The organism is Leclercia sp. CFBP8987 (assembly GCF_034044995.2).
Taxonomy (GTDB): domain Bacteria; phylum Pseudomonadota; class Gammaproteobacteria; order Enterobacterales; family Enterobacteriaceae; genus Enterobacter; species Enterobacter tamurae.
In genome coordinates this window covers 2,858,422-2,872,162 of the sequence record NZ_CM188255.1, presented here as the reverse complement: position 1 = coordinate 2,872,162, position 13,741 = coordinate 2,858,422, and the positions used below count along the sequence as shown (strand labels likewise).

Below are 13,741 nucleotides of genomic sequence, written 5' to 3'. Positions count from 1 at the left end.
GGCAGAGCAGGCAGAGCAGGCAGAGCAGGCAGAGCAGGCAGAGCAGGCAGAGCAGGCAGAGCAGGCAGAGCAGGCAGAGCAGGCAGAGCAGGCAGAGCAGGCAGAGCAGGCAGAAGCCTCCGCTAAATCGAAGAAGGCGAAATAACCATGGCTGACCCAATCACGGCGGCAGACGTGCAGGCGTTCCTCGGTGAATTGGGTTACTCCATCCCGGGAGCGCTGCTGGACCCGATCCTCTGCGTGGTAAACAAAATCATCCCGTGCCTCGATGGGGCCGGGTATGACGACTGCACCGCAAAGCTGATCCTGATGTACGCGGCCGCGCTGATGGCAACGTCGTCCGGCGCGCGCCGAATCAAATCGCAGGGTGCGCCGTCTGGCGCGTCACGCTCGTTTGAGTACGGCGACGACAGCATCACCTGGCTGCGCGATTCACTTGGCCGCCTCGATACCAGCGGCTGTACCGGTGAGTTGCCGATCAGCGTCGGTAACAGCGTCGGCCTGTTCATGGTCGTCGGGAGCTGCTGATGACGTGGACACCTGTTAGCGTCCGCCTGCCGCGTTCATTCACCCGCGTCTGGGTGTTGACCGATACCGGGCGGGAGACCACCGGCTACGTCAAATCGGACGGTGAGTGGTTCATCAACTGCCCACAGATTCGCGCTACGGGCGCGTTGGTGCTGCGCTGGAGGGAGAACTGATGTCATCAGCTGCGAACTGGTCCTACACTGCCAAAGCCACTATCTGGCGCAAGGGTGCAGGCGGCAGGGATGAAAATGGAGATCCGCTGAATGGCTACGCTACGCCGGTCGTCATCATGGTCGATTATGAGGGCGGGCTGTCAAAGCGTATCGGCAACCTGGGCTCCGAAATCGTCGTGAAGAACACGGTCTGGACCGAATACGCGCTGGCCGACGCCGGTGATTACCTGCTGATTGGTGAGTCTACCGAAGCAGATCCGGTTGCTGCTGGCGCTGACGAGGTGCGGCAGGTTATCCGTTACGCCGACACGTTTGAGCGGGTGGCGGACGATTTCGCCATCCTGACGGGAGTGTAGCCATGGGCATCAAAGTTCGTGGCGTCAGACAGTTGAAAGCCGGGCTCAACCGCATCATCAACGACGTGAAAGGGCGAAAGGTTGTCCGGGCACTACAGTCAGCACTGATAATCGGTAGCTCCCAGGCCGCGCTTTACACGCCGATCGACACCTCAACGCTGTTGAATAGCCAGTATCGGGAGTTGATAAACAACGGCGTTCGGCTGACAGGACGGGTGGGATACACGGCGAATTACGCTGTTTTCGTTCACGACCCGAATGTGCCGCAAACTTTCCGCCGCGCCATCGCGCAGAAAGAGTTCCTCACTAAAGGCTTTGAAGACACCCGCAGCCAGATTGATGCCGTAATGCGCAAGGAGCTTTCATTATGACGCCAGCCATGTATGAGCGCGTCCGTAACTTCTTCGTCGATGCCGGACTTACAGCTGGCAGCATTGTTCAGTTGCTGGCGTTCGAAGACACAAATAATCTTGCTGACTCCTTCATCGTGTTTCGGCCAAATGGCGGTACCGATATCCGTAACGATCTCGGTTCTGACCACTATGTCATGGTTGATGTGGTGGGGGCGAAGGATAAGCGAGGCGCTACGGCAAAGAAGGCGCAGGAGCTTATCGATTACGTCGAACAGAACGACATTGGCGACGAGTGCCTGGGGCTAATCCAAAACCTCGGTAACCTGCCTGCTCCCGTCCTGACCGAAGAAGGCCGCCTGCTTTTCCGGCTGCAGTTCATGTGCGTATACGGCGAATAACCCAACCATCAACCCATCAGGCTGCCACCCGGCGGCCTTTTTTATTTGAGAGGTACACATGCAAGGCTGTGCTAATGATTTTGGCAAGCTGATCGGGAAAGTAGCTGTGCTACGCATGGCCTATGGCTGCCCCGACGCAGTGCCAGCGCTTTCTGAATGGAAGCGTCTCGGCGCTATGACTACCAAGGGTCTCGATTATTCGATGAACACAATTAATTCCGAGGCTGATGATTCCAAGGGGTTGGTTGAGAACCTGGTCAATAACATGGACATTACAATTTCTGGTGAAGGCGAGGCTCGCAAGAGGGACAAAAGCACAGAAATTGGCGCCTGGAGAATGGGCAAATACATCTTCGATGAAGTGCAAGCCGGTCGACAGCCGACTCTGTGGGTTAGATTTGATTTTGCTGGCGAAGATGCTGGCACCTACATCATGGGGTACTTCAACACAACCTCTTGGTCTGGTGACTTTGGCACGAACGACATTGCCACCTTCTCAGGAGAGTGGAAGGTATACGACGCTGACACTGTTGTCTTTGAGGTCGCTGATTCTATCGCGGTCACTGGCGTTGAAGTTACCCCTGCAACTGCTTCTCTGGTCGTTGGCGCTACGCAGCAACTCAGCGGCGCAGTACAGCCAAACGATGCAACCAACAAGGCGATCACCTGGACGACCTCGGCAGCTTCCATCGCTACCGTCAGTTCGACCGGCCAGGTGACGGCTGTTTCTGCAGGAACGGCGACAATTACGGCGACCACGGCTGACGGTGATTTCACCGATACCTGTGCTGTTACCGTGACTGCAGCACCGTAATCATTACAAAGGGTGGTTCGCTGCCCTTGATAATGATTATGGAGAATTCTATGACCCCCCTGAAAGAAATTGGTGAGTGCGTTATAGGCGCAGGAGATCGCGAATATTTCTTTCGCCCGTCCTTTCGCAATATGTCGCGTATAGGAGAGCCAGCGCATATCGTCAGAGCGTTCTATGCTCTGTTCAATAATGATGTTGCGAGGCTGATTGACGAAGCCAGGAGCATTCACAGATCGTTACCTGAGCATCAGCGGTTGTTCTATGCCCATTACTTTGGTGATGCTGATTTGCCGGGATGGGCGATCGAGGCTGCCAAATCTGCGGGATTTGTGCGCGAGGCGCTACTGTCTGCTATCAATGTCATTCAGTCATGCTGCGATGAGGATGTGGCTGAATTAGTTGGATGGCATGACATCGCTAAAGCCAGCAAGCGAACGTTCGTATGGCGCCGTGGTGTGCTGCCACCTGAAAACCTGATTCTCATTGCGCAGTCACTTATGATGCACGGCATCATCGGCCGTGCCCGGGTAAGGAAACTCCAGAAGCACGAAGGGAAGGACTCGACGACAGAGTTTCACGCCACCGAGTATATCATGGCAGCGCGAAACCACTTCGGGATCAGCAGGGAGGAGGCGGAAAATCTCACCATGACCGAGTTTGCCATGATGCTGAATGCCAAATACCCGGACGAGAAAGGCTTCACCCGTGAGGAGTACGACGCTGTTATGGACGATGACGATCGCCGCTGGCAGGAAATGATTGAGCGCGAAAAATCATCAAAGAAATCCGCCTGAGTTAATAATGGATGTACCGTAATCGCCTGACCGGGCGTAATATGGCTCGACAATAAAACTCAGGGGATAAGAGTGAAGAAAATACTTTTGGCTTTGGCTATTCCGCTGGCTCTTGCTGGCTGCAAGCCGGGCGAGGAAAAGGCAATTTCGCTGGCGCAATCTGAAGTTTCAGCCAATCTACTGGATCCTGGTAGCGCGCAGTTCCGCAATGTGAAAGTTGCAAAAATGACCGATGCTGAAGATGGCCGTGTCATTGCTGTAGTTTGCGGGGAGATTAACGGAAAGAATAGTTTCGGTGCCTATGCAGGCTTCCATCCATTCTTCGTTGAGCTGAACATGAAATCGAAAGGGATGTTCTCAAAAGGTGTCGACTACACTCTTGGTGATCACTTTCTAAGCTCGAAAGATACACCTCCACCGCCGTCCTACACCGAACGATGCCAATAAACGACACGAATAACTAACCCACCACTCGGTGGGTTTTTTTATGCCCGGAGAAAAGTGATGTCTGAAAAAGCAGGCGAGATTTATTACGACATCGAGGCCGATGTATCTGGCTTGCTCAAGGCACAGGGAAAGGCCAATAAGTCGCTCGACTCCATAGGCAGCTCTGCCACCAACGCAGCCAAAAAGATGGATGAGCTGCAGACGAATATCAACCGCGTCGCCGGGGCTATAGCCGCTTCACTCGTTGTTGACTGGGGTAAGGCATTCCTCGTTGCTGCTGACAACATGAGCCAGCTAAACGCGCGCATTGAGAGGCTGACAGGCAGTGCTACAGCGGCATCACAGACGATGCAGAGCCTGATGCGTATCAGTTCGTCCACGGGCGGTTCGCTGCAGGACACGGCGAAGCTATGGGAAACCCTCAGCACGGCGTTGCGCGATACCGGAGCGACGAACGGTCAGATTATTCAGCTCACCGAGACACTTCAGAAAATCGGGCGCATCGGCGGATCTTCAACCGAGGAAATGGCTAATGCTCTTCGTCAGTTCGGCCAGTCGATCTCCTCTGGCACAATCCGGGCTGATGAATTCAACTCCATTCTCGAGCAAATGCCTGAACTGGCGCGTCAGATTGCCGCGGGGATGGGCGTAAGTGTTGGAGAGCTTCGCCAGCTGATGCTGGACGGGAAACTGACTGCCGAAGACGCACTGAACGCCATCCAGAAACAAACAGGCTCAGTAAATGCAGAGTTCGAAAAACTTCCTCGCACTCTGGCTCAAGCCAATAACGCACTGACTAACTCATTCCTGTCGATGATCGACTCAGTTAACCAGGCTACTGGCGCGAGTTCAGGGATGGTAACGGTAATCGACTCATTAACAGCAGCGTTAGATAGATTGGCAGGTAAAGCTATTTCCGCAGATGCTCAGATCTCTGATCTGAACAGCACAGCAGAGATGTTTAACCGCCGGGCGCGCACATGGTCCTGGCTTGGGCTTGATGGCTGGGAGGCGCAAAACAAAGCCCTGGCCGGGCTGAGCAATAAAGCCGCCATGCTGGTTGGCGATCTGGATGCTGTTTCCAAAGCATCTCAGAATGCTGCTAACACAAAGCCGGTCGAGATTAAAACGACCGGCGCTGCTACTGGCAGCAAAGCAAAAGGCGGAAAGTCTGCGGCACAGAAAGAGGCTGAGAAATATGCAAAAGCTCAAGAGTCGGTTAACCAAAAACTGGATGAGCTGAAGCAGAAAGCCGAATTGTCAGCTGGCAGTGTTGGTGAGTTATCGCGAGCGCAGGCCGTGCTTAATGCTCAGCAGTCTCTGGGTAATGATGCGACACAGGAGCAGGTCATTCTGGCCGGGCAGTACGCGGCAAAAGCCTGGGATAACGCTAACGCATTACGCGCCCAGGCCAAGGCAGAAAAGGAACGCGCTGATGCGGCCAATAAGTTCAGCACCATCCAGGGTAAAACGAGCAAAACGGCTGGTATTGATAGCCAGTATCAAAAAGATATCGCCGACATTGACCAGTACGCCCAACTTTACCCGCAGAAGATCGGAGAGGCAGAGGCTGCGCGCGCCGCTATCGAGCAGCAGTATCGCGATCAGCGTAACGCGGCGATGTGGGAAGAATGGGCACAGCAGAATGCGGCCACACAGGCAGCAGCAGCGGCTTTCGATTCACTCGGTTCGGTTGCCAGTAACGCGCTGACAGGAATCATCACAGGCAGTATGTCTGCCAGTGACGCAATGCGCAGTATCGGCATGACCGTTCTGAACAGCGTCATTAATACCTTCGTCCAGATGGGTATGGAGTGGGCGAAGGCGGCAATCATGGGAGCCACAACCCAGCAGACAGCTATAGCGGCGACAACAGCAGCACAAGTGGCCGGTATCGGCGTTCAGACTGCGGCCAGTACCACGGCAGCCGTTGCAACAACGGCTGCATGGACACCTGCAGCCATCATGTCATCCATTGCATCGTTCGGCGGCGCAGTGGCTATTGGTCTCGGGGCGGTGGCGGCAGTTGCTGCGTTGTCTGGCAAGCGCAAGAACGGCGGCCCGGTCAGCGCTGGCGGAATGTACCAGGTCGGCGAAGGCGGGATGCCTGAGATTTACCAGGCCAGCACCGGCAAGCAGTACATGATCCCCGGCGATAACGGGAAGGTCATCAGCAATAAGGATATGCAGGGCGGTGGCGGCATTAACGTGTCCATCAACGTCCAGAACTACAACGGGTCAGCAGTGGATGCCCAAGCCAGTTCTGACGGCAATGGTGGCGTGACCATAGACATGATCGTCGCTGACCTGAATAACGGCGGCATGATAAGTCAGGGCATAACCAGCAACTTCAACGTCAAGCGCACGCCAAGGGGGCAAAATTAATGCCGATCATTGACTACCCTGGCTGGCTACCGCTGGCGCAGAAGGCCAACAAGAACATGACCTTCGATACCGGGTTTCAGACCGACCAACCGGCGGTCGGCCCGGCCATCTTCGAGAATCTCACGGATGACCTGAAAGTGACATGGTCGCTGACGTGGATCTTTACGCTGGACGAAGAGAAGGCTTTCCAGCAATGGCTGCGTAGCCCGAACTACCTTAACAAGGGTTTGAACTGGTTCAGAATGAAGGTGAATTTGGGCGGCAGCGGCCTCCAGATGCAGGAGCTGCACTTCACGCAGATGCCGGTGCAGGGCAGCATCGACGGCGGGGTGGTAACCTGGACCGGTACGGTTATCGCGAATCGCCTTAACAACGCTGATGACGAGTTCGACGACATCATTGTTGAGCTGCCTCCACCTTGGGGAAGTTGGCTGGACCAAGTAGTAACTGAAATTCTTCCCATGCCACCTGTTATGACTGACGCTGACTTTATGCTCTGGGCAAGCAAGGTGGAAGATGCATGCTCACTCGGATTTAAGGACCAGACATGACAAATATTACTGCCGGCGAAGCGGCTATTGCCCGGCTTGATACAGCTGTTGATGCATTCGAACATATCTTGACGGGTGCAGAGGGTGAGGTCATTGGTGTGCCAAATCACCCGCCTCAACCCAGCCTGGCGACTCGGGTGAAGACTTCGCTGGATGCGCTCACGCAAAGCCCGGCTCAGTCCGCCGCTGAGGCGGCTGGTTATGCGGAGGAAGCGGCCGAATCGCTGGCCGCCGCGCAGAAGCTGACCTCCGTCCCATTTGAGGATGCGCCTTTCCCTGATGTATGGGCTCCTCTCAATGATAACCTGCGCCTGTTGGCCGGGTTCGCCCCTGCGGACACAATCACAGTGGCCGGAACCAGTTACTCCTTGCCCACGAAGTCGATGACATTTACACGCTCAACGACCGCAACGTACATCGACAAGTCTGGTGTACTGAAGACGGCGGCCGTGAATGAGCCAAGGTTTGAGCGAGAAGGTCTTTTGATAGAGGGGCAAAGCACAAACTATGTTCTGAACAGCAATGAGCCTTCTTTATGGCAGAGCAACAGCACTCTGACTAAATCCTCAATTGTGGATGGAACTACACAGGCGACCACCTACACCGGTACGGTAAACGCTGCTACCAGCGCCAATCACCAGGCTACGGTTAGCTCGAACATATCCGTTAATGCGGGCGATACCGTCACAATATCGGGGCGAGCAAAAGCCTCATCGGACATTGTTCGATTCAGGTTTACACTTGATGGTACTGATATCGCAAATATCTTTTTTAATGCGCTTACAGGGGCATTCATCAGTTCCACCGCCGGGCTTACATATACCACGTCATTGGGAAGTGATGGCTACGCATACCTGACCGCGACATATACTGCGCCAAGCGCTGGTGTGGTAACCGCTGGCGTTTGGCTAAGAGGTAACGCTAACCTTGCTATCGGAACTGTACTTTATATACAGATGCTTCAGGTAGAGAAAAATCCAGTGGCAACCAGCTATATCCCGACCGGGGCTTCGTCGGTTACACGGGCTGGAGAGCGAGTCGCTCTGCAGCCTTCTGGTAATGTAGGCTATAGGACAATTGGTGATGCGTTTAACAGAGCTCTCGCATTTGAGGTTTCAGTTAATAAATATGTTACACCCTCCGTTGGTTATATCGACTTTGTGAGAGTAGCTGGCTCTAATAACGACATTATTTTCAGGGCAGTATCATCAACGCTAAATTCATATATTGGCGGTAGTGGCCCATCGATTGCTGTGACCTACCCATTCGCATCCAAAGTCTATGTACAAACTATCGATTCGACCAATACAACAAGCATCTATTTTGATGGGAAGTCCAACAGCAGAACTCTCGCTCCAACTACGCCAAGCTCAATACCTACCAGTATAGATATCCAGGGCAACTCAAATGCAGTCTTCCACATCCGTAACTTCCGTATCTGGCATCGAAAGTTAACATCTAATCAAATCAATGGGCTCCGCTAATGAAAGATTTATATCTACGCTTCGCTGACTCCGACGAAATGCGCAAGCAATTAATCGAGGCGGGATTTTTGGTCGATGAAGAGCAGGGCGAATTATACCACCCTGATATTAGTCTGGATGTGGTGGCTGTTATCACTAACAGCATCGGTGATGCGGAGTCTGTGGAATATGTGACCGAGCCAGGCTACCACGTGAATCTGCGTGTTATTAACGACGATCTTGATTTATCCGAACTAAATGGCTTCGTCGTAACCCCGAAAACGCCTGCCCGCGTTTGGGCTTAGCCACTACTTTCAGAGAGTGGAATATGCCATCTTATCGAGAATATAAGCAACAGCGCCCGACGCGCGGCCTCTACGACACAATCACGTTCTACCATCCATCGTTTGGCTACGTCCGCCTGGTCAATAAGCAGTTCTTCGAAAAGTTACTCGGCGGCCAGGTGTACACGCCAGCAAGGTTCGAAATTGAAGAGAGCCAGCAGAGCGGTACGCCGGTGATCGACGCGACGGTGAAGTTAGGCCGGTTGTCGACGGACGTGAAAGCGTTGATGAAGAAATGGAAGGGCGCGGCCCGGCTATCTCCCATCACAGCAACACGCCAGATTTTCGACAGCATTGACGTATCAGCGCCGACAAAATCGTGGCAGTTATACGTGAAAACCGTCGATATCGACACGGACAGCGCGTCGATCACCTTATCCATGACGAACCCGCTGAATAACAATATCGGAAGGCTATATGACCCAGTCGAGTACACCGGCCTGCAGTACCTCTGAGTTTATCCGGAGGATGATCGGCGTGCCCTGGTCGAACCGGTCCTGCACTTTTGACAAGGTCGATTGCTGGGGCCTGGTGGTGCTGTACTTCCGCCATGTCCTCGGCACCGAACTGCACCAGACGCCGGACTACGAAGCCGGGGCTGACTTCTTCACCTGCTATCAGGGTGATGTCACGTTCTGGCGCCCGGTCGATAAACCGGTTGAGGGCGGGATTTTCGTCGGCTATCAGGGTTCGCAGCCTGCGCATGTTGGGCTTGTGCTGAACCGCCAGGCGCTACACGCGCGGGGCGAGGGCGGCAGCGTGCGTATGGATTCGTTGCTGGTTATCCAGCGGGCATTCACCAGAGTGGAGTATTTCGAATATGGCTCTGATTGAGCTGCAGCGCTTCCCAGGAACGCCAAAAGAACGATACAGGGTGCCAAACGGCACCCTTTTTTATGCCTGGCTGACGAAGAACGACGGCAACCTGCATCGAGATCTGCTCATCGTGCGCAACGGCGTTACGCTGGGTGATGACGACGAACTGGATTTTGAACTGAGCGAGCTGGACGTTATCCAGCTGTTTGACCAGCCAAAGGGCATTATCGGCGACATCCTGAGCCCGATCTTCAAGGTGGTTGGCCAGGTGTTCTCCTTTCTCGCACCGAAGCCGGCCATAGCGAATGCCAGCGGCAACACCGTTGATTCGCCGAACAACAGCCTGACCGGACAGACCAATACCGCGCGCGTCTATAAGGCGAAGCCGGACATCTACGGCCAGGTGCGTTCGTTCCCGGATCTGATTCAGGAGTCCGTGTTTGAGTACATCAGGCAGGATGATTTTGACGGCGGCCTGAAATACGTCACCGAGTGGATGTGCATCGGCATCGGCCACTACAGCTACGAGTCGGTGCGCTATTCGGAATCAAGCCTGGGCTCGCTGGCGGGCGCGGAATATCAGTTCCATCAGCCTGGCGAGGTCATCCCGCAGATTGTCGAGGGCTACGGCTTCGATGACGTCGACGGCCAGGAGGTTCCTGGCCAGAACGATGCTGACGACTTCCCGGTCGAAACAGCGACGGCCAATACAGTCGTGAGCGGAACGTATTCCGGTGGCCAGATAGCCATGCAGATCGTGAAGCAGGCCGAGTTCGACTACTTCATGGGGCTGGTGCTGCCGCATGCGGTGACATTCACCATCAACGTGACCTACGCCACTGCATCCGGCAGCGTCACGAAGGATGTGCTTTTCTCCGGGACGCTGATCTCGGCGGTTGAGACCAACGACGGCGCGCCAGTTGACCCTGTCACCCGGTACACGTTCACCATGAGCGATCTGCAGGGGCCTTCTGACGTGCCGGCGACGGCCACAATTAACACGACCACTTTCATCCTGAACGACAACGAGGCGCTGACAGTCGGACCGTTCTTCTCCCCGGTGGAATCCACTGAGCTGTGGCTGCATACCCAGTCCAGCCTGGGCGGGAATAAACAAACCAACTGGAAGGTGGTTATCTGGAAAATCGACGACGATTACAACCAGATCCCCGGGACGCAGGAAACATTCACCTATTACCAGGGCACGCCGCACGACCATACCAGCGAGGTGTTCTACCGAACTGACAAACTGACGCCTGCTGCTGGCTTCGGTAAATATGCGATCAGCTTCCAGCGTACCGACAACGCCAGTGACGCATCGGTACTGAAGGTCGAAGAGATCCACGCCATAAACATCCGCACGAACGTGGTTCACCCGACCGACACCCTGGTGCGGGTGAAGGTGAGGGCGACTGAGAACGCCTTGGGCAGTCGGGAGCGGAAATACAACGCGCTGGTAACCCGCCACACGATCACCTACGACCTGGCAACGCAGACGGTGGATTACACCCTGCTGCCGTCGCGTTCATTTGCGGATGCGGTGGCGCACACCTGGCTGGTTATGGGCGCGCAGCCGGTAAGTAGCATTGACCTGTACGGCCTGTATGCGATCGCCGAAAGCCTGCCGGATGACCGGCTTGGGCAATTCGATTACACCTTTGATGACGAGAACGACTCGCTGGGTGACCGGGTGCGCGCAATCTGTAATGCCGCCTCGGTAATGGCCTACTGGGACGATGGCGTGCTGACGTTTACCCGCGATCAGAGGGTGGATTACCCGGCGGCGGTATTCAACCGGGCCAACATGAAAACGGACGAGTACAAAATCACCTACGAGGCTACGCTGCCCGGCGGATATGACGGCGTGCAGGTGTCGTATGTTCATCCGACCACGAACAACAAGACCTACATCAACTACCGGGTGCTGAACGGGGTGATTGTTGAGCAGGAGGCGGAGAACCCCAATAAACTGGAGATCGTCGGCTTCCGCAACGAGTACCAGGCGCGTGAGCGTGCGCTGAGGGAAACAAGGCGCCTGATGTATTCCCGTGTCAGGATGAATGCCAGGGTGTTTGAAGATGGGATCATCCAGGTCGGAAGCGTTATCCAGATGCCGGACATTTACGACAGCAACCAGCAGCAGGGTTACATCACCGGCCGCTCCGGTAATGACTTTGATACCAGTGAGTCAATCACCTTCACCGGCTCGATGTATGTGCTGGTGACCGACAGTTTAGGTAATCCGACTCTTCGGTATCCAGCAGCCGCCCGCAGTGACACGGAGTATGGCTTCACCGCGGAAATTCCCGGAACTCAGCTCAACGTATGGAACGGAGACACTGTTCAGCTTCCATCGCGCTACATCATAGCGACAGTAGAAGAACTGGACAGTCAACTATGGAAGGTCAGTAGCATCAAGCCGAACACAGATAACACGGTATCTTTGACGCTCGCTGAGTATAGCGATGCCATCTACAAATAAATCCTTCCCACCAACCTAACCCGGCCATTATGCCGGGTTTTTTATGGAATAAATATGACTACGCAACCAACTAATCTGCCCGTTCCAAGTGAATCTCCGCGTGATCTTAAATTTAACGCCGGGAAAATTGATGAGTTCGCCACTTCGCTGGCAGAGACATATATTGACCGTTTTGGCAGTGAGCATTACACGATCGAAGGATTAACTAAATTAATCAAGCAGGCGATTTATAATCTCGGATTCAATCCGAACGGCTCATTTCAAGCTGGCGCAACGCTTACTGCAGCAAACGATATTATCCAGGATACTTCTACTGGCGTCTGGTACCGCTGGGATGACCTTTCAACTCTACCAAAAATAGTGCCCACTGGCTCAACACCTTCTAGTACCGGAGGGGTAGAATTTGGGAAGTGGCAAGCAGTTGATGTCAGTGATGTGCTTCGTCGAGAGCTGGCTAGTTCAAGTGGTGCCAGTATAGTAGGGGCGCTTTATCCTGATGGTTCAAAAACAACAGTTCAAGATTTTCTGAATGATTTCTACCAAGATCCTCTCTTGAAATGGCCTAATGGCGGAACATTAAAAATAAAGCAGGGGTCATATGACATTGCATCACCTTTGATCCTTGACTACGCAAATTTCAGCCCGCAATTCCCGGGGGTTTCTGGAGTTCGCTCACATTATGAGGGCGAAAATATGGCTGAAACAATTTTCAATTGCAATGTAAATACCTTTGCCATCCAAATGAAGGGCGATAATAGTTATAGCACTCAAAGGGTTCATGCTTACGACTATATTGGAGGCCTTACATTAAAAGGCTCATCTTCCGCTTATGGGTTGCTAGTTCAAGGAAAAGCATATAGTAAAATAGATAACATAACAGCAATAAACTTTACTGCAGGTGAAGGGATCCGGCTTGAGAACTTCATAACCAGTGAATTAAGTAATGTCTATTCCCAATATAATAATATTGGCATAAGAGTGATAGGGCAAAACCCTGTCGGTTCTGATTTAAATGCGGTGGTTTTCAACAGGGTATCAGCGAGTAATAATTCTAAATATGGAATTTTAGGTGAAAGATGGGGGGCGTCTAACGTAATCAATGGGCTCACTTGTGAAGGCAACGGCACCATGGGGGATAGCAATTCTGGCGGAATGTTAATTAACATACAAGGTAATATAACTGTACCCGCTGTAGTTTTAAATTCACCATACTTCGAGCTGAATAAAGGTGGTGCGGATCTCCAAATTGTCAATACCAGTGCAACAAAACCAGTGACTGTAATAATTAATGGCGGTTTATTTAATCGAGGGAGCGCCACAGAATACACTACAAACAATATTTCTGTAGCGTCGGCGGGCGGCAAAACAAAAGTTATCCTTATAGGGGTCGCTTTTGCCAACAGTTCTGGGTATATCCCTTCGGTTGATAGGCCATATTGGGCCACATCCAACAACTGTGAAGTAATTCCAATAGGTTGCGTCTATGATGACGAAACTGCCATGGCACAAACGTCCCAGAGCATGGTTTATGCTGGAAGAGTAACCTCGTCAGGGCAAATTGGTGTTTCCTCCCCTGGATTTACCGCTCAGACAAGTGCAGCTGGCATCTATACTGTCACATATAATCAAGGGACTTTGGGACGAGATAGCGGGACCTATATAGTATCAGTGACACCATATGCCGCTAATGCGGATGTAACCATTGAAACAACAAATCTCAGCGCTACTGCTTTTCGGGTTGTAGTACGAAACTCCGCTGGGGCTGGCGTTGCATGTGGATTTAACTTTATGATATCTAGAATCGTCTAGAGTATTATTAAAATAGATATATAGTGCG

Annotated in this window: 16 protein-coding genes; all 16 read left to right on the top strand. The window is 53.2% G+C overall.

Going from position 1 to position 13,741, the window contains the following annotated elements; all coding sequences use genetic code 11:
- Window positions 1–147 precede the first annotated feature (147 nt).
- Complete coding sequence (locus SOM40_RS13775; protein WP_320530173.1) at window positions 148–528, top strand: DUF7370 family protein; 381 nt, start codon at window positions 148–150, stop codon at window positions 526–528.
- Complete coding sequence (locus tag SOM40_RS13770; RefSeq protein WP_320530172.1) at window positions 528–701, top strand: hypothetical protein; 174 nt, start codon at window positions 528–530, stop codon at window positions 699–701. Before SOM40_RS13775 ends, SOM40_RS13770 begins: the two co-directional genes overlap by 1 nt.
- The gene (locus SOM40_RS13765) at window positions 701–1,057 is read left to right on the top strand and encodes a hypothetical protein (protein WP_320530171.1); all 357 of its coding nucleotides are present in this window, start codon (window positions 701–703) and stop codon (window positions 1,055–1,057) included. The genes SOM40_RS13770 and SOM40_RS13765 overlap by 1 nt, the downstream gene beginning before the upstream one ends.
- 2 nt (window positions 1,058–1,059) lie before the next feature.
- Window positions 1,060–1,428, top strand: a complete 369-nt coding sequence (locus SOM40_RS13760; RefSeq protein WP_320530170.1) for an HK97 gp10 family phage protein — start codon at window positions 1,060–1,062, stop codon at window positions 1,426–1,428.
- On the top strand, window positions 1,425–1,808 hold the full coding sequence (locus tag SOM40_RS13755) for a phage tail termination protein (protein ID WP_320530169.1): 384 nt from the start codon (window positions 1,425–1,427) through the stop codon (window positions 1,806–1,808). Before SOM40_RS13760 ends, SOM40_RS13755 begins: the two co-directional genes overlap by 4 nt.
- Window positions 1,809–1,866: 58 nt before the next feature.
- A complete protein-coding gene (locus SOM40_RS13750; protein ID WP_320530168.1) occupies window positions 1,867–2,622 on the top strand; it encodes an Ig-like domain-containing protein in 756 nt (251 codons plus the stop codon).
- A 50-nt stretch (window positions 2,623–2,672) separates the two neighbouring features.
- On the top strand, window positions 2,673–3,416 hold the full coding sequence (locus tag SOM40_RS13745) for a DUF6246 family protein (RefSeq protein WP_320530167.1): 744 nt from the start codon (window positions 2,673–2,675) through the stop codon (window positions 3,414–3,416).
- A 72-nt stretch (window positions 3,417–3,488) separates the two neighbouring features.
- Window positions 3,489–3,863: a hypothetical protein gene (locus tag SOM40_RS13740; protein WP_320530166.1), complete on the top strand. Its 375-nt coding sequence runs from the start codon at window positions 3,489–3,491 to the stop codon at window positions 3,861–3,863.
- Window positions 3,864–3,920: 57 nt separating this feature from the next.
- Window positions 3,921–6,248: a tape measure protein gene (locus tag SOM40_RS13735; protein ID WP_320530165.1), complete on the top strand. Its 2,328-nt coding sequence runs from the start codon at window positions 3,921–3,923 to the stop codon at window positions 6,246–6,248.
- Window positions 6,248–6,799, top strand: coding sequence for a hypothetical protein (locus tag SOM40_RS13730; protein ID WP_320530164.1), 552 nt, complete (start codon window positions 6,248–6,250; stop codon window positions 6,797–6,799). Before SOM40_RS13735 ends, SOM40_RS13730 begins: the two co-directional genes overlap by 1 nt.
- Complete coding sequence (locus SOM40_RS13725) at window positions 6,796–8,283, top strand: phage head spike fiber domain-containing protein (protein ID WP_320530163.1); 1,488 nt, start codon at window positions 6,796–6,798, stop codon at window positions 8,281–8,283. Before SOM40_RS13730 ends, SOM40_RS13725 begins: the two co-directional genes overlap by 4 nt.
- Window positions 8,283–8,567 carry a hypothetical protein gene (locus SOM40_RS13720; RefSeq protein WP_320530162.1) on the top strand — a complete coding sequence of 95 codons (285 nt, stop codon included), beginning with the start codon at window positions 8,283–8,285 and terminating at the stop codon, window positions 8,565–8,567. The genes SOM40_RS13725 and SOM40_RS13720 overlap by 1 nt, the downstream gene beginning before the upstream one ends.
- A 23-nt stretch (window positions 8,568–8,590) precedes the next feature.
- Complete coding sequence (locus tag SOM40_RS13715; RefSeq protein ID WP_320530161.1) at window positions 8,591–9,061, top strand: hypothetical protein; 471 nt, start codon at window positions 8,591–8,593, stop codon at window positions 9,059–9,061.
- 13 nt (window positions 9,062–9,074) lie between these two features.
- Window positions 9,075–9,440, top strand: a complete 366-nt coding sequence (locus SOM40_RS13710; protein ID WP_320530160.1) for an NlpC/P60 family protein — start codon at window positions 9,075–9,077, stop codon at window positions 9,438–9,440.
- Window positions 9,427–11,904, top strand: a complete 2,478-nt coding sequence (locus SOM40_RS13705; RefSeq protein WP_320530159.1) for a host specificity factor TipJ family phage tail protein — start codon at window positions 9,427–9,429, stop codon at window positions 11,902–11,904. The genes SOM40_RS13710 and SOM40_RS13705 overlap by 14 nt, the downstream gene beginning before the upstream one ends.
- A 54-nt stretch (window positions 11,905–11,958) precedes the next feature.
- Window positions 11,959–13,713 (top strand): tail fiber/spike domain-containing protein, encoded by a 1,755-nt coding sequence (locus SOM40_RS13700; RefSeq protein WP_320530158.1) that lies wholly within the window; start codon window positions 11,959–11,961, stop codon window positions 13,711–13,713.
- Window positions 13,714–13,741: the final 28 nt, after the last annotated feature.

Bases quoted from the DNA above. Each gene is read 5' to 3' on its own strand.
- SOM40_RS13775 (WP_320530173.1), top strand. From the start codon at position 148: ATGGCTGACCCAATCACGGCGGCAGACGTGCAGGCGTTCCTCGGTGAA.
- SOM40_RS13770 (WP_320530172.1), top strand. From the start codon at position 528: ATGACGTGGACACCTGTTAGCGTCCGCCTGCCGCGTTCATTCACCCGC.
- SOM40_RS13765 (WP_320530171.1), top strand. From the start codon at position 701: ATGTCATCAGCTGCGAACTGGTCCTACACTGCCAAAGCCACTATCTGG.
- SOM40_RS13760 (WP_320530170.1), top strand. From the start codon at position 1,060: ATGGGCATCAAAGTTCGTGGCGTCAGACAGTTGAAAGCCGGGCTCAAC.
- SOM40_RS13755 (WP_320530169.1), top strand. From the start codon at position 1,425: ATGACGCCAGCCATGTATGAGCGCGTCCGTAACTTCTTCGTCGATGCC.
- SOM40_RS13750 (WP_320530168.1), top strand. From the start codon at position 1,867: ATGCAAGGCTGTGCTAATGATTTTGGCAAGCTGATCGGGAAAGTAGCT.
- SOM40_RS13745 (WP_320530167.1), top strand. From the start codon at position 2,673: ATGACCCCCCTGAAAGAAATTGGTGAGTGCGTTATAGGCGCAGGAGAT.
- SOM40_RS13735 (WP_320530165.1), top strand. From the start codon at position 3,921: ATGTCTGAAAAAGCAGGCGAGATTTATTACGACATCGAGGCCGATGTA.
- SOM40_RS13730 (WP_320530164.1), top strand. From the start codon at position 6,248: ATGCCGATCATTGACTACCCTGGCTGGCTACCGCTGGCGCAGAAGGCC.
- SOM40_RS13725 (WP_320530163.1), top strand. From the start codon at position 6,796: ATGACAAATATTACTGCCGGCGAAGCGGCTATTGCCCGGCTTGATACA.
- SOM40_RS13720 (WP_320530162.1), top strand. From the start codon at position 8,283: ATGAAAGATTTATATCTACGCTTCGCTGACTCCGACGAAATGCGCAAG.
- SOM40_RS13715 (WP_320530161.1), top strand. From the start codon at position 8,591: ATGCCATCTTATCGAGAATATAAGCAACAGCGCCCGACGCGCGGCCTC.
- SOM40_RS13710 (WP_320530160.1), top strand. From the start codon at position 9,075: ATGATCGGCGTGCCCTGGTCGAACCGGTCCTGCACTTTTGACAAGGTC.
- SOM40_RS13705 (WP_320530159.1), top strand. From the start codon at position 9,427: ATGGCTCTGATTGAGCTGCAGCGCTTCCCAGGAACGCCAAAAGAACGA.
- SOM40_RS13700 (WP_320530158.1), top strand. From the start codon at position 11,959: ATGACTACGCAACCAACTAATCTGCCCGTTCCAAGTGAATCTCCGCGT.